General features: G+C 50.7%; 18 protein-coding genes, 1 tRNA gene and 3 pseudogenes. 16 read left to right on the top strand and 6 right to left on the bottom strand.

Annotated elements, in window-relative coordinates:
* Positions 1-48: 48 nt before the first annotated feature.
* The 8 genes from OGV71_RS14110 (at position 49) to yejF (ending at position 10,124) form a co-directional block, all read left to right on the top strand.
* A complete protein-coding gene (locus tag OGV71_RS14110; RefSeq protein ID WP_204583426.1) occupies positions 49-1,035 on the top strand; it encodes a CobW family GTP-binding protein in 987 nt (328 codons plus the stop codon).
* 34 nt (positions 1,036-1,069) lie between these two features.
* A complete protein-coding gene (locus tag OGV71_RS14105; RefSeq protein WP_003840063.1) occupies positions 1,070-1,783 on the top strand; it encodes a phosphatase PAP2 family protein in 714 nt (237 codons plus the stop codon).
* Positions 1,784-2,196: 413 nt separating this feature from the next.
* Complete coding sequence (gene mepS, locus OGV71_RS14100) at positions 2,197-2,766, top strand: bifunctional murein DD-endopeptidase/murein LD-carboxypeptidase (RefSeq protein ID WP_003027474.1); 570 nt, start codon at positions 2,197-2,199, stop codon at positions 2,764-2,766.
* A 172-nt stretch (positions 2,767-2,938) separates the two neighbouring features.
* Positions 2,939-4,498 carry a cyclic di-GMP phosphodiesterase gene (locus tag OGV71_RS14095; protein ID WP_204583425.1) on the top strand — a complete coding sequence of 520 codons (1,560 nt, stop codon included), beginning with the start codon at positions 2,939-2,941 and terminating at the stop codon, positions 4,496-4,498.
* Positions 4,499-4,598: 100 nt separating this feature from the next.
* Positions 4,599-6,413: an extracellular solute-binding protein gene (locus tag OGV71_RS14090; RefSeq protein ID WP_204583424.1), complete on the top strand. Its 1,815-nt coding sequence runs from the start codon at positions 4,599-4,601 to the stop codon at positions 6,411-6,413.
* Positions 6,414-7,508: a microcin C ABC transporter permease YejB gene (locus tag OGV71_RS14085; RefSeq protein WP_003834575.1), complete on the top strand. Its 1,095-nt coding sequence runs from the start codon at positions 6,414-6,416 to the stop codon at positions 7,506-7,508. It abuts the gene before it with no gap.
* A complete protein-coding gene (locus OGV71_RS14080) occupies positions 7,508-8,533 on the top strand; it encodes an ABC transporter permease (RefSeq protein WP_003840055.1) in 1,026 nt (341 codons plus the stop codon). The genes OGV71_RS14085 and OGV71_RS14080 overlap by 1 nt, the downstream gene beginning before the upstream one ends.
* Position 8,534: 1 nt before the next feature.
* Positions 8,535-10,124 carry a microcin C ABC transporter ATP-binding protein YejF gene (yejF, locus tag OGV71_RS14075; protein ID WP_044701144.1) on the top strand — a complete coding sequence of 530 codons (1,590 nt, stop codon included), beginning with the start codon at positions 8,535-8,537 and terminating at the stop codon, positions 10,122-10,124.
* A gap of 3 nt (positions 10,125-10,127) precedes the next feature.
* On the opposite strand, the gene OGV71_RS14070 is transcribed toward yejF, so the two are convergent.
* The 3 genes from OGV71_RS14070 to rsuA all read right to left on the bottom strand — a co-directional run bounded on the left by OGV71_RS14070 (position 10,128) and on the right by rsuA (position 12,719).
* Positions 10,128-10,472, bottom strand: coding sequence for a YejG family protein (locus OGV71_RS14070; protein ID WP_085951589.1), 345 nt, complete (start codon positions 10,470-10,472; stop codon positions 10,128-10,130).
* A 333-nt stretch (positions 10,473-10,805) separates the two neighbouring features.
* A complete protein-coding gene (locus OGV71_RS14065) occupies positions 10,806-11,996 on the bottom strand; it encodes a Bcr/CflA family multidrug efflux MFS transporter (protein WP_003027494.1) in 1,191 nt (396 codons plus the stop codon).
* A 15-nt stretch (positions 11,997-12,011) separates the two neighbouring features.
* Positions 12,012-12,719: a 16S rRNA pseudouridine(516) synthase RsuA gene (gene rsuA / locus OGV71_RS14060; protein WP_003027496.1), complete on the bottom strand. Its 708-nt coding sequence runs from the start codon at positions 12,717-12,719 to the stop codon at positions 12,012-12,014.
* Between the two features lie 150 nt (positions 12,720-12,869).
* On the opposite strand from rsuA, the gene radD reads away from it, so the two are divergent.
* Positions 12,870-14,630 (top strand): DNA repair helicase RadD, encoded by a 1,761-nt coding sequence (gene radD / locus OGV71_RS14055; RefSeq protein WP_044701147.1) that lies wholly within the window; start codon positions 12,870-12,872, stop codon positions 14,628-14,630.
* A gap of 124 nt (positions 14,631-14,754) precedes the next feature.
* Positions 14,755-15,039: a 50S ribosomal protein L25 gene (gene rplY / locus OGV71_RS14050; RefSeq protein WP_003027502.1), complete on the top strand. Its 285-nt coding sequence runs from the start codon at positions 14,755-14,757 to the stop codon at positions 15,037-15,039.
* Between the two features lie 119 nt (positions 15,040-15,158).
* On the opposite strand, the gene yejK is transcribed toward rplY, so the two are convergent.
* Positions 15,159-16,166, bottom strand: coding sequence for a nucleoid-associated protein YejK (gene yejK, locus OGV71_RS14045; protein ID WP_003027504.1), 1,008 nt, complete (start codon positions 16,164-16,166; stop codon positions 15,159-15,161).
* Positions 16,167-16,300: 134 nt separating this feature from the next.
* Here yejK and OGV71_RS14040 point away from each other — a divergent pair, with 134 nt between their 5' ends.
* The 3 genes from OGV71_RS14040 (at position 16,301) to OGV71_RS14030 (ending at position 18,471) form a co-directional block, all read left to right on the top strand.
* A complete protein-coding gene (locus OGV71_RS14040) occupies positions 16,301-16,528 on the top strand; it encodes a YejL family protein (RefSeq protein WP_003027506.1) in 228 nt (75 codons plus the stop codon).
* 31 nt (positions 16,529-16,559) lie between these two features.
* A complete protein-coding gene (gene yejM / locus OGV71_RS14035) occupies positions 16,560-18,320 on the top strand; it encodes an LPS biosynthesis-modulating metalloenzyme YejM (RefSeq protein ID WP_194857557.1) in 1,761 nt (586 codons plus the stop codon).
* 74 nt (positions 18,321-18,394) lie between these two features.
* Positions 18,395-18,471 (top strand) — tRNA-Pro (locus tag OGV71_RS14030).
* 376 nt (positions 18,472-18,847) lie between these two features.
* Here OGV71_RS14030 and OGV71_RS14025 read toward each other — a convergent pair.
* A pseudogene (locus OGV71_RS14025) lies at positions 18,848-19,206 on the bottom strand (HumD family translesion DNA polymerase).
* A 145-nt stretch (positions 19,207-19,351) separates the two neighbouring features.
* Here OGV71_RS14025 and OGV71_RS14020 point away from each other — a divergent pair.
* Together OGV71_RS14020 and OGV71_RS14015 are read left to right on the top strand one after the other, a co-directional pair.
* Positions 19,352-19,432, top strand: a pseudogene (locus tag OGV71_RS14020) (DinI family protein); the annotation flags it as partial.
* Between the two features lie 94 nt (positions 19,433-19,526).
* Entirely contained in the window at positions 19,527-19,769 is a 243-nt protein-coding gene (locus OGV71_RS14015) for a DinI family protein (protein WP_003845150.1), read from the top strand.
* A 322-nt stretch (positions 19,770-20,091) separates the two neighbouring features.
* On the opposite strand, the pseudogene OGV71_RS14010 reads toward OGV71_RS14015, so the two are convergent.
* Positions 20,092-20,214 (bottom strand): annotated as a pseudogene (locus OGV71_RS14010) (transposase); the annotation flags it as partial.
* Positions 20,215-20,422: 208 nt separating this feature from the next.
* Here OGV71_RS14010 and narP point away from each other — a divergent pair.
* Positions 20,423-21,070, top strand: coding sequence for a nitrate/nitrite response regulator protein NarP (narP, locus tag OGV71_RS14005; protein WP_003027518.1), 648 nt, complete (start codon positions 20,423-20,425; stop codon positions 21,068-21,070).
* The last annotated feature ends 29 nt before the right edge of the window (positions 21,071-21,099 follow it).

The raw sequence follows: 21,099 nt of genomic DNA, 5'->3' as shown, positions 1-21,099 counted from the left end.
CCAGGATTGTTAAATGCCATTACGGTAATTTATGATTCTGGAGTAAATGTGACTAAAACCAATCTCATCACCGGTTTCCTCGGCAGTGGCAAAACCACCTCTATTCTTCATTTATTGGCAAACAAAGATCCTGCTGAGAAGTGGGCCGTGCTGGTTAATGAGTTTGGCGAAGTTGGCATTGATGGCGCGCTACTGGCTAACAGCGGTGCGCTGTTAAAAGAGATCCCCGGCGGCTGTATGTGCTGTGTTAACGGTCTGCCGATGCAGGTTGGTCTCAATACGCTGCTACGTCAGGGAAAACCTGACCGTCTGCTCATTGAACCCACCGGCCTCGGCCACCCTAAACAGATTCTGGATTTACTCACCGCACCAGTTTACGAACCGTGGATCGATCTGCGTGCGACCCTCTGTATTCTTGACCCGCGGCTGTTACTGGATGAAAAAAGCGTCGCCAATGACAATTTCCGCGACCAGCTGGCCGCCGCAGATATCATTGTTGCCAACAAAACCGACCGTGCCACGACGGAAAGCAAAAACGCCCTACAAAGCTGGTGGCAACACTATGGAGGTAATCGCCAGTTAGTTCATGCCGACCATGGACAAATTGACGGACAGCTACTGGATTTGCCCCGACTAAACCTGGTAGAGCTTCCTGCAAGCGCGGAGCACGCCCATAGTCATGCCGACAAAAAGGGGCTGGCAGCGTTGAGTCTACCCGCACAGCAGCGCTGGCGTCGTAGCCTCAACAGCGGACAGGGCCATCAGGCCTGCGGTTGGATTTTTGACGCCGATACGGTGTTCGATACTATCGGTCTGCTGGAATGGTCTCGTCTTGCTCCTGTTGGACGTGTGAAGGGGGTAATGCGTATTAAAGAAGGACTGGTACGCATTAACCGCCAGGGAGACGACTGGCATATAGAGACGCAAAACGTCGCGCCACCAGATAGTCGTATTGAACTCATCGCCGATACCGAGACCGACTGGAATGCGCTGCAGAGCGCATTGTTGAGACTTCGTTTAGGCGCTAGCGCGTAAGGTTGCCTTCGTTTTTTAGCAATGGTAAACGACGATGAAAACCCGATACCCTCTAATCCTCCTGCTTAATATTGTGGGCCTGGCACTGTTTCTGTCCTGGTATATTCCAGCCGGGCATGGGTTCTGGTCTTCACTGGATACGGGCGTTTTCCGCTTCTTTAACCATAAACTGGTGGAAAGCCCGCTGTTCTTATGGGTTGTTGCTATAACCAATAACCGGGCATTTGATGGCTGCTCATTGCTGGCAATGGGCGCATTGATGCTGCACTTTTGGCTCAAAGAGACATCGGAAGGTCGCCGACGCATTGTGGCTATCGGTTTGGTTATGCTGCTTACCGCAGTGATATTAAATCAGCTGGGCCAGGCGCTTATTCCCGTTAAACGTGCCAGCCCAACTCTGATGCTGGATAATATTTATCGCGTCAGTGAACTGCTGCATATTCCGACCAAAGATGCGTCGAAAGACAGTTTTCCTGGCGATCACGGCATGATGTTGCTTATTTTTTCCGCATTCATGCTGCGTTATTTCGGAAAAGTCGCAGGAATAATCGGCCTTATTATCGCTGTGGTTTTTGCCTTCCCACGCGTAATGATTGGCGCCCACTGGCTCACCGATATCGTGGTTGGTTCCATGACGGTGGTCCTGATTGGCCTTCCCTGGTGGCTAATGACGCCATTAAGCGACCGCTTAGTCACTCTGTTCGTGAATTATCTACCCGGCAAAAACAAACAATTTTTAAACAAATAACGCAGAGTAATTAACATCATCAGGGATACTTCTGATTCCCTGATGATGCCTGGCAATATTTCATCATTCTGATTGTCATTCTCCTGTCATCTTATTCATGTTTAAAATGAGTAAGTTGCGTATTTTTTACCCTGATTGTTCTTAATTTAGACAATGCCGTTTATTCACTTTCTGTATCAATTTTTCTTATAAGAAATCACGTAAAATCACTCGCATTGACCGGAACGATCGGGTAATCTCGAACACGTTTTGCCTCGCGGGATAATTATTCCCTTTCAGAATAAATTTGTGCGTTCTGCCACAGATTTGACCTTAAGGAATTGTCTCATCGTGCGATGGTAATTAGTCTCGTCACGTTTGGCATTTTTTATAACGATATTTATCGTTAAGGACTTCAAGGGAAAACAAACAAAATGGTCAAATCTCAACCGATTTTGAGATATATCTTGCGGGGCATACCCGCGATAGCAGTTGCGGTTCTGCTTTCTGCATGTAGCACAACGAACACCGCCAGGAATATGCATTCTGAGACGCATGCTGTGGGCAATGGAGATAACTCTTCACTGCAAGCCTCTCAGGATGAATTTGAAAATATGGTACGTAATATCGATGTTAAATCACGTATTATGGACCAATATGCTGACTGGAAAGGCGTGCGTTACCGCCTTGGCGGCAGCACCAAAAAAGGTATTGATTGTTCAAGCTTCGTACAGCGTACGTTTCGTGAGCAATTTGGTTTAGAGCTTCCTCGCTCAACCTATGAACAACAGGAAACGGGTAAATCCGTTTCGCGCACTAATCTGCGTACAGGCGATCTGGTTCTGTTCCGTGCTGGCTCTACTGGCCGACACGTCGGTATTTATATCGGCAACAACCAGTTCGTACATGCCTCGACCAGCAGTGGCGTTATCATTTCCAGCATGAACGAGCCTTACTGGAAAAAACGTTACAACGAAGCTCGCCGGGTTCTGAGCCGCAGTTAATTTCGTTTGGCAGCTATCCCTTGGCTATCCTGATGAGACATATAAAAAAGCACTGCTACGGCGGTGCTTTTTTTTGCTTTGCCCTTGTGACTAAGAAAAATCTCACAACATGAGTCATTTCAGGTTATATTCATACAGGATAAGTGGTTACTTCAGGTAAACATAAGGAACTATGTTAAGGCGCTCCTCTTCTTCCGATCGGAAACTCCTGCTCACCTGCGTTATAACGGGGATAGTCGTCGCGTTACTCGTCAGCTCACTGCAGTTTTTTATGTCATGGCATCAACGAAACGCAAAGTACGACACGCTAACGTCTAACATACAAAACTATATTGAAAGTTTCTTCGCTGACCTTGAAACCACCACCAACACACTACAACCTCTGGTAAAAGACACCTGCTCGCAAGCTTCAGCTCAACTCACTTCCAGCGCCGCGTTTAGCCTGAATGTGCGGGCCTTTTTGCTGGTAAAAGACGGTATCGCTTTCTGCTCTTCAGCAACCGGTTCAATGAATACGCCTCTTCAGCAATTGGTTCCCGTGCTGGACATGACGAAAGATATCGATATGGATCTCCAGCCCGGTACGCCAATGATGCCGAATAAACCGGCAATACTCATTTGGTATCGCAATCATTCATTACAGAACAGCGGCGTTTTTGCCACCCTGAATGTTAACCTGGCACCCTATCTTCTCTATAACGCCCGGCAAGATGATTTCAACGGTGTGGCACTCATCGTCGGGAAGACGGCTATCACCACGTTTTCCAAACAATTAATCCCCGTGTCTGAACTCCCTGCTCTCCCATCATATAATGCAACCTTGTCTACATTCCCGTTGGAGGTGCGTTTTTACGCGGATCGGTGGACGTATAAAGATGTGGGATACGCCATCATGCTCGGATGCATGGCCGGGATCATGACCGCTCTCCTTCTTTGGTACTACATCTATGCCGTCCGTTTACGCCCGGGGAAAGATATCCTTAACGCCATCAAACACAATCAGTTTTATGTGGTGTACCAGCCCGTGGTAGAGGTGCAAACGCTGGAGGTGAAAGGTGTTGAGGTACTATTACGCTGGCATCACCCTACCACCGGTGAGATCCCACCGGATGCCTTTATTCATTACGCAGAATCACAGAAAATGATTGTGCCGCTAACCCAGCACCTCTTTAAGTTGATAGCCCAGGACGCGCCGATGCTGCAAAAAGTATTGCCCGAGGGCGCAAAACTGGGGATCAATATCGCGCCAACGCACTTACACGGCGAGACGTTTAAAGATGATATTCAACGCCTGTACGCCTGCCTTCCCGCGAACTATTTTCAACTGGTGCTGGAAATCACCGAGCGGGATATGCTGCATCAAAACAAGGCAATCGAACTATTTGAATGGCTGCATTCAGCAGGTTTTGAGATTGCTATTGATGATTTTGGCACCGGTCATAGCGCACTTATTTATCTGGAACGCTTTACCGTTGACTACCTGAAAATCGATCGCGGCTTTATTAACGCCATTGGGACGGAAACCCTGACCTCTCCGGTTCTGGACGCCGTGTTGACACTCTCTAAACGTCTTAATATGCTGACGGTTGCTGAAGGGGTAGAAACACCTGAGCAAGCCCGTTGGCTGCGCGAACGTGGAGTACATTTTTTCCAGGGATACTGGATTAGCCGACCATTAAAGCTTGCTGATTTCGTGCGTTGGATGGCACAGCCCAATAAGCCGACGTGGTAATCGCAGTATGCGATTCATATACTCTCACTCGCCACTACATCCCTTATCTTTCAGGCATGATGCCCGTCGGGTTGTGGCAGGAAAAGGAAATCGCTTTTATATGATCCCTCGCGTACTGCTTCTGTTTATCACCCTCATCGGGTTTAACGCTCAGGCGCAATCCATCAAAGAAAGCTATGCTTTTGCTGTACTGGGTGAACCTAAGTACGCATTTAACTTTAATCACTTCGATTATGTTAATCCCGCAGCCCCTAAAGGTGGTCAAATCACCCTCTCCGCCATTGGCACATTTGACAACTTTAACCGCTATGCAATGCGCGGTAATCCAGGCGCACGTACCGAAACGCTTTACGATACGCTGTTTACAACCTCTGACGATGAGCCTGGTAGCTATTACCCGCTCATTGCCGACAGCGCACGCTATGCTGACGACTATTCCTGGGTAGAAATTGCCATTAATCCACGAGCGCGTTTTCACGATGGATCACCCATTACCGCCCGCGACGTCGCATTCACCTTCCACAAATTTATGACTGAAGGCGTGCCACAGTTTCGTCTGGTCTACAAGGGAACAACGGTAAAAGCCATTGCGCCATTAACCGTACGCATTGAATTAGCCAAACCGGGTAAAGAGGACATGCTCAGCCTGTTTTCATTACCCGTGATGCCAGAGAAGTACTGGAAAGACCATAAGCTCAGCGATCCCTTATCATCGCCACCGCTCGCCAGCGGCCCTTATCGCATTACCAAATGGAAGATGGGCCAGTATATTGTCTATTCGCGCGTCAAAGATTATTGGGCCGCTAATCTACCCGTCAATCGTGGACGCTGGAACTTCGATACCATCCGCTACGACTATTATCTGGATGATAACGTCGCCTTTGAAGCGTTTAAGGCCGGTGCGTTTGATCTGCGTCTTGAAAATGATGCCAAAAACTGGGCGACGCGTTATACCGGGAAAAATTTTGCGAATCATTACATCATCAAAGATGAACAAAAAAATGAATCCGCCCAGGATACGCGCTGGCTGGCTTTTAATATTCAGCGTCCGGTGTTCAGTGACCGACGGGTGCGGGAAGCCATCACGCTGGCCTTTGATTTTGAATGGATGAATAAAGCCCTGTTCTATAACGCCTGGAGCCGGACCAACAGCTATTTTCAGAATACCGAATATGCTGCGACAAAATACCCCGATGCAGATGAACTGGTGGTACTCGCGCCCTTGAAAAAAGATCTCCCTCCTGAGGTCTTCAGCCAAATCTATCAGCCGCCAAAATCAAAAGGCGATGGCTACGATCGTGAGAACTTGCTGAAAGCCGATACCTTGCTGGAACAAGCCGGATGGGTACTCAAGGGGCAGCAGCGCGTAAACAGCGTCAGCGGTAAACCTCTGAGCTTTGAACTATTGCTCCCGGCGGGCAGCAACAGTCAGTGGGTGTTGCCGTTCCAGCACAACCTGCAACGCTTAGGCATTACCATGAACATCCGCCAGGTTGATAACTCACAAATTACCAACCGCTTACGCAGTCGCGACTATGACATGATGCCAAGGTTGTATCGCGCAATGCCGTGGCCGAGTTCAGACCTGCAAATTCTGTGGTCTTCTCAATATATTGACTCCAGCTATAACGCCCCCGGTGTGCAAAGCCCGGTTATCGATAAGCTGATCGGTCAAATCATTGCCGCGCAAGGTGATAAAGCCAAACTGATCCCACTCGGCCGGGTACTGGACAGAGTTTTAACCTGGAATTACTACATGTTGCCGATGTGGTTTATGGCCGAGGATCGTATCGCCTGGTGGGACAAATTTTCGCATCCGGCTATTCGCCCAATTTATACCATTGGCCTCGACAACTGGTGGTATGACGTCAACAAAGCGGCGAAACTGCCCGCAGCCAGACGGCAGGGAGAATAGATGGGCGCTTATCTGATTCGACGTTTGCTGCTGGTGATCCCAACGCTTTGGGCCATCATCACCATCAACTTTTTTATCGTGCAAATTGCCCCCGGCGGTCCGGTTGAACAGGCCGTCGCCGCCATTGAGTTCGGGCAAAGCGGGGCATTACCTGGCGCGGGTAGCGAAGGCGTTCGCGCCAGCCATGCGCAAACCGGCGTTGGTAACATCAGCGACAGTAATTATCGCGGCGGCCGGGGTCTGGACCCGGAAGTCATCGCGGAAATCACTCGGCGCTACGGGTTCGATAAACCCATTCATGAGCGTTATTTCAAAATGCTTTGGGACTATATTCGTTTCGATTTCGGCGACAGCCTGTTTCGTAGCGCCTCTGTGCTGACGCTTATCAAAGACAGCCTGCCGGTTTCCGTTACGCTGGGCCTATGGAGTACGCTCATCATCTATCTGGTGTCGATACCGCTTGGGATCCGCAAAGCGGTTCACAACGGCAGTCGGTTTGATGTCTGGAGTAGCGCATTTATTATTATTGGCTATGCCATTCCGGCCTTTCTGTTTGCCATTTTGCTGATCGTCTTTTTTGCCGGAGGCAGCTACTACGACCTGTTCCCGCTGCGCGGGCTGGTTTCCGCCAATTTTGACTCCCTGCCCTGGTATCAGAAAGTGACCGACTACCTTTGGCATATTACCCTGCCGGTGCTGGCGACGGTAGTTGGTGGGTTTGCCGCGCTGACTATGCTGACCAAGAACTCATTTCTGGATGAGGTGCGCAAACAGTATGTCGTCACCGCACGCGCTAAAGGAGTCAGCGAGAAAAATATTCTGTGGAAACATGTGTTTCGCAATGCCATGTTGCTGGTGATCGCCGGCTTCCCGGCGACGTTTATCAGCATGTTTTTTACCGGTTCGCTGCTGATTGAAGTGATGTTCTCGCTTAACGGTCTGGGACTACTGGGGTATGAATCCACCGTATCACGCGACTACCCGGTAATGTTTGGCACACTCTATATCTTCACCCTGATCGGTCTGCTGCTGAATATCCTCAGCGACATCAGCTATACGCTGGTCGATCCCCGTATTGATTTTGAGGGACGCTAATGTCGCGATTAAGCCCCGTCAATCAGGCCCGCTGGGCGCGCTTTCGCCACAACCGTCGCGGCTACTGGTCGCTGTGGATTTTTCTGGTGCTGTTCGGTCTTAGTCTGTGTTCAGAACTGATTGCCAATGATAAGCCGTTACTGGTGCGCTACGACAATAGCTGGTATTTCCCCCTGTTCAAAAACTACAGTGAAAGCGACTTCGGCGGACCGCTGGCGACCCGGGCTGATTATCAGGATCCGTGGCTACAGCAGCGCCTGGAAAACCAGGGCTGGATCCTGTGGGCACCAATACGCTTTGGGGCCACCAGCATTAACTTTGCCACCGATAAGCCCTTCCCTTCCCCGCCTTCTGCACAAAACTGGCTGGGAACAGACGCCAACGGCGGTGATGTACTGGCACGGATCCTCTACGGCACACGTATTTCGGTCTTATTTGGCTTAATGCTCACCCTGTGTTCGAGCGTGATGGGCATTATGGCTGGCGCAATACAGGGCTATTATGGCGGCAAGGTGGACCTGTGGGGGCAACGATTCATTGAAGTTTGGTCCGGTATGCCAACGCTGTTTCTCATCATTCTACTGTCGAGCGTTGTCCAGCCTAACTTCTGGTGGCTGCTGGGTATTACGGTGTTGTTTGGCTGGATGAGCCTGGTTGGCGTGGTGCGCGCGGAGTTTTTACGTACCCGAAACTTTGATTATATTCGTGCCGCTCAGGCGCTAGGCGTGAGCGATAGCAGTATTATTCTGCGCCATATGCTACCCAATGCGATGGTTGCCGCTCTGACCTTTTTACCGTTTATTTTGTGCGCCTCGATAACCACTCTAACCTCGCTGGATTTTCTTGGGTTTGGCTTACCGCTTGGCTCGCCATCGCTCGGAGAACTTCTGTTACAGGGTAAAAACAACCTGCAGGCGCCGTGGCTTGGCATCACCGCGTTCATCTCCGTTGCCCTGCTCTTATCGCTTCTGATCTTTATTGGTGAAGCGGTACGCGACGCGTTCGATCCCAACAAGGCGATTTAAGATGACACAACCTCTGTTAGCTATTGACAATTTATCGGTAGGTTTTCGTCAACAAGAGACCGTGCGCACCGTGGTCAACAGTCTGTCACTGCGCGTTGATGCCGGACAAACGCTGGCGCTGGTGGGTGAGTCCGGCTCAGGTAAAAGCGTGACCGCGCTATCTATTTTACGGTTATTGCCCTCCCCTCCAGTCGTCTACCTTTCCGGCGACATCCGTTTTCATGGTGAATCATTACTTCACGCCGATGAGCAAACGCTTCGCGGTGTGCGGGGGAATAAAATCGCCATGATTTTCCAGGAACCAATGGTGTCACTGAACCCGCTTCACAATCTGGAAAAACAGCTTTATGAAGTGCTGTCGCTGCATAGGGGAATGCGTCGGGAGGCCGCGCGAGCAGAAATCCTGACCTGTCTGGATCGCGTCGGCATTCGTCAGGCGGCCAAACGTCTCGCAGACTACCCGCACCAACTGTCCGGCGGGGAACGCCAGCGCGTGATGATCGCCATGGCATTGCTAACACGACCGGAGCTGCTGATTGCCGATGAACCGACTACCGCGCTGGACGTTTCCGTTCAGGCACAGATCCTGCAACTGCTGAGGGAACTACAGCGCGAGCTGAACATGGGATTACTGTTCATCACCCACAACCTCAGCATTGTGAAAAAGCTGGCCGATACCGTGGCGGTCATGCAAAACGGTCAGTGCGTTGAGCAAAATAAAGCAGCACAGTTGCTCACTGCGCCCACGCATCCCTACACGCAGAAGTTGCTAAACAGTGAACCTTCCGGCGACCCGGTACCTTTACCGGCCGGACAAGCCCCGCTGCTGGAAGTGGAAAAACTGCACGTCGCCTTCCCCATCCGCAAAGGTATCCTGAAGCGTGTGGTGGACCACAACGTCGTGGTTAACAATATCAGTTTCTCTCTGCGGCCCGGTGAAACGCTGGGGTTGGTAGGTGAGTCTGGGTCGGGGAAAAGCACTACCGGACTGGCGCTCCTGAGGTTAATCTCCTCACAAGGAAGTATTGTGTTCGATGGTCAGGCGCTGCATACCTTAAATCGTCGCCAGCTGTTGCCGGTCCGTCACCGTATTCAGGTGGTATTTCAGGATCCCAACTCCTCGCTTAACCCACGCCTGAGCGTGCTACAGATTATCGAGGAGGGGTTACGCGTTCATCAGCCAACCCTGTCAGCCGAACAACGCGAGGCGCAGGTGAAAGCAGTGATGACGGAAGTGGGACTGGATAGCGAAACGCGGCATCGTTACCCGGCTGAGTTTTCCGGCGGTCAGCGTCAACGTATTGCCATCGCCAGAGCATTGATTCTCAAACCTTCCTTGATTATCCTGGATGAGCCAACATCATCGCTAGACAGAACCGTACAGGCGCAAATCCTGACGTTATTAAAGTCCTTACAGGAAAAGCATCGGCTGGCTTATATTTTTATCAGCCATGATTTGCACGTAGTACGCGCGTTATGCCATCAGGTTATTGTGCTACGTCAGGGAGAGGTCGTGGAGCAAGGGCAATGCGAGCACGTATTTAACGCGCCACAGCAAGCCTATACGCGTCAGCTGCTTGCGCTAAGCTGACGCTCAAAACGGATTGTTATTTGAAAACGGCTCTGCGATGGCCACGCCGAAGTTTTTCAGTCTGCAGGTCGCGGCAAATTCATCCTGGCGATTCACAAACAGGCACGGCTCCCCTTCGCATTCCAGTACGGAACAAGGTACCTCAATGTCGCTGAGGGCCTGGCTGAGCTTATGCATGACTGACCATGCGCTGTCACCATCAGGGCTGAGCAATTTGAGCGCCACCAGGCTGTTCTCATTGCTCTGACCGTTTTGCGGAATCGGTTCAACCTTTGAACCTGCGAAACCCACCGACCAACGATAGCTCTGCGGCAGACGATGAACGATTGAGAGTTGTAATGTCATCACTTTCTTTCCCTGGAAGCACAATCACTTCACAATTATTTTACATCAATATTAACACATCATTGACAATACGTCTTCAGACAGTTGGTAAACGTTTACACCCTGTCTTTATGCCGTTTTCCGAACCAGGTAATTAAAATTATTCAATGGTTCTGGCATATTTCCGGGCTATATGTACTCGTTTCTGCGATCTAACTCAACCTTTTTAACTACAATGATGTGACTTTTTACATAAATTGATTTTACATAAAATAAACATAACCAGGGGAAATGATAGATTTGCGGTTGATGTATATCAACTCTGGAGGCCTTAAGGCCTCCAGGATGTGTAATAGATCACCGTTTTTGGGCGCGACTGGCGTAAAGACAGAAGAGAATTGAACAGGTAGCGCAAAATGCGATCGACCATATCATTGGCCAGGCCGAGTTAAAGGTCGCCAGAGACAACAGCGCCCCAACGATGGCACCAATGCCGAAGCGGAATGTCCCTGCCAGCGATGACGCCGTTCCTGCCATATGTGGAAATTCATCCAGAATAACCGCCATAGCGTTAGATGACACCATCGACACACAGCCAACAAACGCGGCAACGCCCACGACCAGGGCCCAGAACCCCAACCCAAACAGTGTGCTAAAGACCATCCAGCCTGCCATCACGAACTGGATCCACAGACCGGTACGGAACATATTCAATGCTCCAACCCGACGCACAAAGCGGCTGTTGATGATAGTCATCACGAACAGAAATACGATGTTCAGTGCGAAGTAATAACCGAAATGTTGCGGTGAAACGTGGTTGATCTCAATGTAGACAAAGGGTCCGGCGCTCAGAAACGAGAACATCCCGGCAAAACTGAATCCGCTGGCCAGCATATAACTCAGCACACGTTTATGACGAAACAGCGAGGCAAAGTTGCCAATAGTAGTACGCAGGCGAAACGGCTGGCGACGCTCTACCGGCAGAGTCTCTTTGATCAGTGTAAGGATCATCACCGACGCCAGAATAGCCGCCATGGCGAGGATCCAAAAGATATAGTGCCAGCTCAGCCATACCAGCACCCAGCCACCGATAATCGGTGCCATTAATGGCGCAATTGTCGTGACCAGCATGACGAATGACATCATGCGCGAAAACTCTTCTTTCGGATAGATATCACGCATCAGGGCGTTGATAACCACGCTCGCCGCCGCCGCAGCCAGGCCGTGGAAGAAACGCATCACGATCAGTTGATCGATGGTTTGCGCCAGTGCGCAGGCCACTGCCGCCGCCGCAAACACCAGCGTCCCGCCCAGGATCACTGGCTTGCGTCCAAGGCTGTCTGCCATTGGACCATAGAACAGTTGCCCCACTGCGAACCCCAGAATATAGGTACTGAGGGTCATCTGCGCGCTACCTGCTGGCACACCAAACTGTTCAGAGATAACAGGCAGCGCCGGAAGATACATATCAATCGACAACGGCATCAACATGGCTAACAAGCCAAGGATAAAGACAATGGCAATTGACGAGTTCTGCCGGGTGGTCACATTTAGCTCCTGAAATTAACGCGGGGTTAAGTTAACGCTGGCGATTTCTTCTTCAGTCAAAGGACGGTATTCACCTGGCGCCAGATCCTCATCAAGCCTGATGTCACCAATCCGTTCACGGTGCAGTTCCACAACGTGGTTACCCACCGCGGCAAACATACGTTTGACCTGATGATAGCGCCCTTCGCTGATGGTCAAGCGCACCTGAGTTGGCGTAATCACTTCCAGCACGGCCGGTTTGGTCAGGTCTTTCTCATTGTGCAACTGTACGCCATGGGCAAACTGTTCGGCGGTATCATCTGCCACTGGCGACTCCAGCGTCACCAGATAGGTTTTCTCACAATGGTGACGAGGAGAGGTGATGCGATGCGACCACTGTCCGTCATCGGTCATCAGCACCAGTCCAGTGGTGTCGATATCCAGACGCCCTGCCGCATGCAGTTTGTAGGCAACCGGTTCATCAAGGAAATAGAGCACCGTCGGGTGATCGGGATCATCCGTTGAGCAAACATAACCCTGAGGCTTATTCAGCATAAAATAGCGCGGGCCATTTTGTTGAACCAAGGAATTACCGTCATATTCTACGTCGTGTTCTGGCAGCAGCTTAAAAGCGCTATTTCTGACGATTTCACCGTCGACGGTAACGCGGTTAGCACGGATCTCACGCCCGGCAATAGCGCGGCTGACGCCGAGTTGCTGAGCGATAAATTTATCAAGTCGCATGTGTGTGATTTTGCCTGTAAAAATACGAGAATCGGGTTTACGCCCGAAAAGTGGGACCGTTATCCGCCCAGTATAGCGGCGTTACACCATCCCTCAAGAGAAATGATTCATGGCATACTACTCCTTGTTATTGTTTATTATAGTGAGCCCATGATTTTTACTCTTCGCCCGTACCAAAAAGAAGCCGTGGATGCCACGCTCAACCATTTTCGCCACCACCGCACCCCGGCGGTTATCGTCCTGCCAACCGGCGCGGGCAAAAGTCTGGTGATTGCCGAGCTGGCCCGCGTGGCGCGTGGTCGCGTACTGGTACTGGCGCACGTCAAAGAACTGGTCGCACAAAACCATGCGAAATATTGTGCGCTGGGGCTGGAAGCCGATATTTTTGCCGCAGGCCTGAAGCGTAAAGAGAGCCACGGAAAAGTGGTATTTGGCAGCGTACAGTCGGTAGCGCGTAATCTGGACGCCTTTCAGGGAGAATTCTCCCTGCTTATCGTCGATGAATGCCATCGCATTGGCGATGATGAAGAGAGTCAGTATCAGCAAATCCTCACTCACCTGACCAAAGTAAATCCTCACTTACGCCTGCTCGGACTTACCGCCACACCTTTTCGTTTGGGCAAAGGCTGGATTTATCATTTTCATTATCACGGAATGGTGCGCGGCGATGAAAAAGCACTGTTTCGCGACTGCATTTATGAATTACCGCTGCGCTACATGATTAAACACGGCTACCTGACGCCGCCAGAACGCCTCGACATGCCGGTAGTGCAATATGACTTCAGCCGCCTGCAGGCGCAAAGTAACGGCCTGTTTAGCGAAGCGGACCTGAATCAGGAGCTGAAAAAGCAGCAGCGAATAACGCCGCATATCATCAGCCAGATTGTCGAGTTTGCCCAGACGCGTAAAGGGGTGATGATTTTCGCCGCCACAGTTGAACACGCCAAAGAAATTCTGGGTCTGCTGCCTGCTGACGACGCCGCACTTATCACCGGAGACACGCCTGGCGCCGAACGCGACGTGCTGATTGAAGAGTTCAAAGCCCAACGTTTTCGCTATCTGGTGAATGTGTCGGTCCTGACCACTGGCTTCGATGCCCCGCACGTCGACCTTATCGCCATTCTGCGCCCGACCGAGTCAGTTAGCCTTTACCAACAAATTGTCGGTCGTGGGCTGCGCCTGGCGCCGGGTAAAACCGACTGTCTGATCCTCGATTACGCTGGTAACCCGCACGACCTGTACGCGCCGGAAGTTGGTGCGCCGAAAGGGAAAAGCGACAACGTTCCAGTACAGGTGTTCTGCCCAGCCTGCGGGTTTGCCAACACCTTCTGGGGCAAAACAACGGCCGACGGCACGCTGATTGAGCACTTTGGCCGCCGCTGTCAGGGATGGTTTGAAGATGATGACGGCCATCGCGAACAGTGCGATTTTCGTTTCCGTTTTAAAAACTGCCCGCAGTGCAACGCGGAAAATGACATCGCCGCCCGCCGTTGTAGGGAGTGCGACGCGGTACTGGTTGACCCGGATGACATGCTGAAAGCCGCGCTCAGGCTTAAAGATGCGCTGGTTCTGCGCTGCAGCGGGATGGCGCTACAAAATGGGCAGGATGAAAAAGGCGAATGGCTGAAAATTACCTATTACGATGAAGATGGCGCTGACGTCAGCGAACGCTTTCGCCTGCATACTCCCGCGCAGCGTACAGCCTTCGAGCAACTGTTTATTCGCCCGCATACCCGAACGCCTGGCATTCCCTTACGCTGGATAACCGCCGCCGATATCCTCGCCCAGCAGGCGCTGTTACGTCATCCTGATTTCGTGGTCGCGCGCATGAAAGGTCAGTACTGGCAGGTCCGTGAAAAGGTCTTCGATTATGAAGGACGCTTTCGTCGGGCACATGAATTACGCGGTTAATCGTACTTTTGATTGATGTACCAGCCGTTTGAGTATAGAATCTCGCCCGCTTTTGCATACGCAAAGCAGATCACTTACCTGTTGCTGGGTCGCCTGTAGCAGGAATTATTAAAGAGAGATTTAAATGTTTACTATCAACGCTGAAGTACGTAAAGAGCAGGGTAAGGGTGCGAGCCGCCGCCTGCGTGCCGCTAACAAGTTCCCGGCAATCATCTACGGTGGCGCAGAAGCCCCGATTGCTATCGAACTGGATCACGATGCAGTTATGAACATGCAAGCTAAAGCTGAATTCTACAGCGAAGTTCTGACCATCGTTGTTGACGGTAAAGAAGTTAAAGTTAAAGCTCAGGCTGTACAGCGTCACCCGTTCAAGCCGAAGCTGTCTCACATCGACTTCGTTCGCGCGTAATCGCAAACAAGTTGAAGAAAAACCCCGCCAAGGCGGGGTTTTTTTATGGGATTTTGTAATCGATACTGATGGTTCTCGTCGACCGGATAAGGCGTTTACGCTCTCACCCGGCAAACGGTTTATTTCCCGCCCGACGTGCGACGCTGCAGCTGGTCGCGCAGGTTCGGCGGCGTACCTTTGATGGTCAAGGTGTCCGTCGCCGGATCCCAGAAAATACGTTCACCCAGTAGCATGGCGTCGAAGTTGATGGTTAACCCACCGCCGCTTCCGGCAAATTTGGTTAACTGACGCAGCGTACTGCGATCCGCCGGGAAACTCTCTTCCAGCTCGTAGCCTTTATCAGCGGTAAATTCGCTGAAGCTAACTTCACTAACGCCGGAAAGCTCTTTGGACAGCGACTCCAGCTCGATCTCTTCACCGGCTTGTAGCTGTTCGTTGCAGTAGCTGTACACCTGCTGACGCACGTTCTGGCGTTCAGCTTTATCGAGCTGCGCCTCGGCAGTAAAGTCATCGACCGCCTGCAGTAGGCCACGGTTTTGCGCTTTGGCGTTCAGACCTTCGCTGGCACCGAGGAAATCCATAAAGAAATCGGCAACTTTGCGCCCAACCCGCCCTTTCAGGAACGTCAGATAGCGCGTGGACTCCGGATTGGTTTCCCATTCGGTTAAATCAATACGCGCCACGATATCCGCATGATTGATGTCCAGATAGTGCGTCGGATTGATATCCAGATTTTCATTGACGCGCATGCTGCTTAAATTGTTCAGCACGGCGACCAACAGATACTCTACCGCCAGATAGCGGTAATGGCAGAACAGGACAATGCCGCCGTCGGCAAAAGGATATTTCGCCAGCTCGTCCCGCAAGCGTCCGGTCGCGGCACGACTAAATGCCAGAAAATCCTCTTCGCCCTGACGCTGTAAACGCAGCGTTTGTGCCAGTTCACTCTCTTCGCTAAACAGGCCATAAGCTTTATTCTTGGCGCTATATACCCGATGCAGCTCAGCCATCATATCGACAACCGTCGCTGTCGGTTCCAGTAATGAATCGCGCAAGACCAGCTCAAGGTTCTGCTCGTCACGTTTGATAAGCTGGTGCAGGGCAATCTGGTTGATATCCAGACTCATGATAAACTCTCCTTTTAGACCGGGCGGTATTCAACCACCTGCCGGGCAGTGACGCAATAGAAGATAAAAAAGCAGAAAAAAAACTGTCTGTACGGTAATATGTTGCCCTTTCATGAACAGACTGATTTCGATTTATGCCACAAATTTCCCGCTATAGTGACGAACACGTTGAACAACTGCTGAATGAGATGCTCAACGTACTGGAAAAACATAAGGCGCCGACCGACCTTTCCCTGATGGTACTGGGAAATATGGTGACTAACCTTATCAATACAAGCATCGCACCGGCCCAGCGCCAGGCGATTGCCAACTCTTTTGCCCGCGCATTACAGTCTTCGGTAAACGACGACCAAGCGCATTAAGAGCCTGCTCCGGGGAAACGAACAACAGTTTATGGTAACTCATCGTCAGCGCTACCGTGAGAAAGTCTCCCAGATGGTTAGCTGGGGGCACTGGTTTGCCTTGTTCAACATTCTGTTGGCCGTGGTACTCGGTAGCCGTTACCTGTTTGTCGCCGACTGGCCGACAACGCTTGCAGGTCGTATTTATTCCTATGTAAGCCTGGTCGGACATTTTAGTTTTCTGGTGTTTGCCACCTATCTGCTAATCCTGTTTCCCCTGACGTTTATCGTCATGTCCCAGAGGCTGATGCGATTCTTATCAGCTATTCTGGCGACGGTGGGCATGACGCTGTTGCTAATCGACAGCGAAGTTTTCACCCGCTTCCATTTGCACCTCAACCCGATCGTCTGGGAACTGGTCATCAATCCTGACCAGAATGAAGCGGCGCGTGACTGGCAACTGATGTTTATCAGCGTGCCAGTGATTTTGTTAATTGAAATGCTGTTTGCGACCTGGAGCTGGCAAAAGCTGCGTAGCCTGACGCGTCGTCGCCACTTCGCCAAACCATTAGCCGCATTCTTCTTCATTTGCTTTATCGCCTCGCACGTGGTGTATATCTGGGCGGATGCCAATTTCTATCGCCCGATTACCATGCAGCGCGCGAACCTGCCGCTCTCCTACCCGATGACGGCGCGTAAGTTCCTGGAAAAACATGGTCTGCTGGATGCGCAAGAGTATCAGCGTCGCCTGATCGAGCAGGGGAATCCGGAAGCAGTTTCCGTGCAGTACCCGCTGAGCGAACTGCGCTATCGCGATATGGGCACCGGCCAGAACGTCCTGCTAATCACCGTCGACGGCCTGAACTATTCACGCTTTGAAAAGCAGATGCCTGCGCTGGCTGAATTCGCCGGGCAGAATATCTCCTTTACGCGTCACATGAGCACTGGCAACACCACGGATAACGGGATTTTTGGCCTGTTCTACGGCGTCTCACCAAGCTACATGGATGGGATTTTATCGACCCGAACGCCTGCGGCGTTGATTTCCGCGCTGAACCAGCAGGGTTATCAGTTAGGGCTATTCTCCTCGGATGGCTTTACCAGCCCGCTTTATCGCCAGGCGCTACTGTCAGATTTCTCTATGCCAAGCGTGCAAACGCAATCTGACGAGCAAACTGCCAGCCAGTGGATTAACTGGCTGGGACGCTACGCGCAGGAAGATAACCGCTGGTTCTCGTGGGTCTCCTTTAACGGGACGAACCTTGATGACAGCAACCAGAAGAACTTTGCCAAACGCTATGCCAGCGCCGCTCAGGATGTGGATGCCAACATCAACCGCGTTATTAGCGCCCTGCGCGACTCCGGCAAACTGAACAACACGGTGGTGATTATTACCGCAGGTCGGGGCGTGCCGCTGACGCAGGAAGAGAACAACTTTGCCTGGTCGCGAGGCCATCTGCAGGTTCCTCTGGTTATTCACTGGCCGGGAACGCCTGCACAGCGCATCAATAGTCTTACCGATCATACGGACCTGATGACAACGCTGATGCAGCGCCTGTTGCACGTCAGTACACCTGCTAACGAATACTCGCAGGGGCAGGATCTGTTCAATGCAACTCGCCGCCATTACTGGGTTACTGCCGCTGACGGCAGCACGATGGCCGTTACCACACCCGAGATGACGCTGGTGCTGAACAACAACGGTAATTATCAGACCTATAATTTGCGCGGCGAGAAAATAAAAGATCAGAAACCGCAGCTAAGTCTGCTGTTACAGGTTCTGACGGATGAGAAGCGATTTATTGCTAACTGATTAATTATAAATCAGTTAGCGAGACATGCTCTTGCATTCGTAGCGGAAAGCAGTAGTATTAGCAGCCATAGCGTCGGCACGTAGCGCAGCCTGGTAGCGCACCGTCATGGGGTGTCGGGGGTCGGAGGTTCAAATCCTCTCGTGCCGACCAAAAATCCTCGAAGAACCAGCCTGTTACGGCTGGTTTTTTTATGCCAGTTTTCTAAGTGGGGAAGCTCTGGGGAATGAATGGGGAGAAACACCGCTCAAATATAGAATTTGCCAGGCATGGTAGCTGCTGTGTGTAGTCGATGATGAAAAACCGGGTGCCTGCTGACATCCACAGACACCCGTAATCACACAGCAGTGCATATTGGATACGCTATATCCGTAGCGAGTGGGTAGATTTATAGTCATTTCAAAGACAATTGTCATTAAATCTTTGTGATTGATATCTAATATTTTTAACTAAAATATTACCAATTTCATGAGTGGTTAAATAACCATCAAACAAGCATAATTATCCTTTCCCATTGGTGTGTTTCTATCTACATAATCGGGCAGTCATCAAACTCCGCGTTCCTGGCATCATTAATGATGTACGTGATAACTCCAAATATTGCGCGTGAGGAATTGTAGCCATCACCATCTTCTGGCAGCGCTCCCGTTCTCCAGATTTATTAGGTGGGGCTGAAGGTGAGTTCGGTATCGCTTGCACATATCAGCAGCGAACCATCACAGGCTGAAAGCGACGCATCCACAACAAGTAGCGCCCCTGGATTATCCCTTCCCTGAAATGTGAACGCGATGCCCGCATGAAATAAGTCGCTGCGGGCTGGCTGATTAGCGGCTGATCGAGGGAGATCCTTGTTTCAACGTAATCACTGGCAGGTGAAGGGAAGCCCATGGCTATAGTCCTCCGTTTGGATTGAACAGCTGAAAGGTACGGTTCTCCCCTTCCTGCGTTGATACATCGGGAATGTTCTTACATACCACTCGATCCATTCGTTAGCCTGCTTCATTGTCCAGTTCCAGCTGACCTTGCTCAGTTCCTGGACAAACCGCTATGTGGTGACGGTCTTCCGGCCACTAGGTTCTTTCTGTATCGAAGCATGCCAGGCCATTTCAATATCGCTGCGTCGTGGCATCAATTAACCCCTCTTGAATACCGGATAAAAACACAGTATAAATACTGTATATACATCCAGCAAAAAAAGGCTACAAGCAATGTTCGTGGAACTCGTTTATGACAAAAGGAATTTTGATGGTTTGCCCGGAGCAAAAGATATCATTCTGGGAGAATTGACCAAGAGGGTTCAGCGGATCTTCCCCGATGCTGATGTCCGGGTTAAACCGATGATGACACTACCGGCGATCAATACTGACGCCAGTAAGCATGAGAAGGAGCAGATAAGCCGTACTGTTCAGGAAATGTTTGAAGAGGCTGATATGTGGCTGGTTTCAGATTAAACGCCTTGAACCGTCATATTGCTTAAGTACAATCCGCCGTGACTGGCAATCATTCAATACTCGCACTATCGAACGTTCGCCAGTCGGCCGCAATCATGCTCTTGCATACGGTGTGGTTGCGGCAACTCTCGTTACGACTCACCATCAATTGGCCAGCCAGGTCATCTTTAATGATTTCCGTTATTACGCCAAATATCGGCAAAGGAACACTGCTTGATATGATTCAGCAACCTATGGTTGTCATATATTAGAACAAAGCGACAATTTTAAAAAAAATAATACCAATGAAAATCATTCACCATTGAATAATCCTTTGCAACAACCAGTTATAGTAGGTGGCTTCAGAAATACCGGCCTCCCGGCAGACATCTTGAACGGTTCGTCCGGATTCAACCGATTTAATTACGGCAATGATCTGATGCTCAGTAAAACGGGCTTTACGCATAGTGATCTCCTTTGTTGGCAGATTGATTATGCCGAAGGATCTCTAAATATGAATGGCACGATTATGTGGGATACTTACATCTGTACAGGTTTTACTACTTACCCATGCACAAATTGGGGTAAAATTTATCCTCTCATCAGCGTGATGAATGTGGACGATTGATGCGCTGAAAACAATAATGATACTAATAAAAACTCAGGAGAATAGTATGCCTGAAGCAACGCCTTTTCGGGTGCTGATTGTTGACGACCACCCACTGATGCGGCGAGGAATTAGTCAATTATTGCAACTTGATCCCGCCTTTAATGTAGTCGCGGAAGCGGGTGATGGCGCCAGCGCTATCGACCTGGCAAACCGCCTGGACCTTGATGTGATCCTACTGGATCTCAATATGAAAGGGATGAGCGGACTGGATACCCTGAATGCGCTGCGTCGGGACGGCGTCACCGCGCAAATTATTATTCTTACCGTATCGGATGCCGCCAACGATGTGTACGCTCTAATTGATGCCGGCGCGGATGGTTATTTACTTAAAGACAGCGATCCTGAAGTCCTGCTGGAGGCTATTCGCAGTGGTGCCAAAGGTGGTAAAGCCTTTAGTACCCGCGTCAGCGAATATTTGCGCGAGCGCGACCTGTTTGGCGCTCAGGAAGACCCATTCAGCGTTCTCACCGAACGCGAACTGGATGTGTTACATGAACTTGCTCAGGGGCTGTCGAACAAACAGATTGCATCAGTGCTGAATATTTCTGAACAGACGGTGAAGGTGCATATTCGCAATCTGCTGCGCAAACTCAACGTGCGTTCTCGTGTAGCTGCCACCATTCTATTTTTACAAACACGCGGCATGCAATAATCAGATATTGCCCGATGGCGCTACGCTTA

This window comes from Citrobacter sp. Cf088 (assembly GCF_030334295.1).
Classification (GTDB): Bacteria; Pseudomonadota; Gammaproteobacteria; order Enterobacterales; family Enterobacteriaceae; genus Citrobacter; species Citrobacter freundii.
Note: the sequence above shows the minus strand (reverse complement) of the source record. Positions and strands in the feature narration are given on the sequence as shown.

Bases quoted from the DNA above. Each gene is read 5' to 3' on its own strand.
- radD (WP_044701147.1), top strand. From the start codon at position 12,870: ATGATTTTTACTCTTCGCCCGTACCAAAAAGAAGCCGTGGATGCCACG.
- OGV71_RS14090 (WP_204583424.1), top strand. From the start codon at position 4,599: ATGATCCCTCGCGTACTGCTTCTGTTTATCACCCTCATCGGGTTTAAC.
- OGV71_RS14040 (WP_003027506.1), top strand. From the start codon at position 16,301: ATGCCACAAATTTCCCGCTATAGTGACGAACACGTTGAACAACTGCTG.
- OGV71_RS14085 (WP_003834575.1), top strand. From the start codon at position 6,414: ATGGGCGCTTATCTGATTCGACGTTTGCTGCTGGTGATCCCAACGCTT.
- OGV71_RS14080 (WP_003840055.1), top strand. From the start codon at position 7,508: ATGTCGCGATTAAGCCCCGTCAATCAGGCCCGCTGGGCGCGCTTTCGC.
- rplY (WP_003027502.1), top strand. From the start codon at position 14,755: ATGTTTACTATCAACGCTGAAGTACGTAAAGAGCAGGGTAAGGGTGCG.
- yejF (WP_044701144.1), top strand. From the start codon at position 8,535: ATGACACAACCTCTGTTAGCTATTGACAATTTATCGGTAGGTTTTCGT.
- yejM (WP_194857557.1), top strand. From the start codon at position 16,560: ATGGTAACTCATCGTCAGCGCTACCGTGAGAAAGTCTCCCAGATGGTT.
- narP (WP_003027518.1), top strand. From the start codon at position 20,423: ATGCCTGAAGCAACGCCTTTTCGGGTGCTGATTGTTGACGACCACCCA.
- OGV71_RS14015 (WP_003845150.1), top strand. From the start codon at position 19,527: ATGTTCGTGGAACTCGTTTATGACAAAAGGAATTTTGATGGTTTGCCC.
- rsuA (WP_003027496.1), bottom strand. From the start codon at position 12,719: ATGCGACTTGATAAATTTATCGCTCAGCAACTCGGCGTCAGCCGCGCT.
- mepS (WP_003027474.1), top strand. From the start codon at position 2,197: ATGGTCAAATCTCAACCGATTTTGAGATATATCTTGCGGGGCATACCC.
- yejK (WP_003027504.1), bottom strand. From the start codon at position 16,166: ATGAGTCTGGATATCAACCAGATTGCCCTGCACCAGCTTATCAAACGT.
- OGV71_RS14095 (WP_204583425.1), top strand. From the start codon at position 2,939: ATGTTAAGGCGCTCCTCTTCTTCCGATCGGAAACTCCTGCTCACCTGC.
- OGV71_RS14105 (WP_003840063.1), top strand. From the start codon at position 1,070: ATGAAAACCCGATACCCTCTAATCCTCCTGCTTAATATTGTGGGCCTG.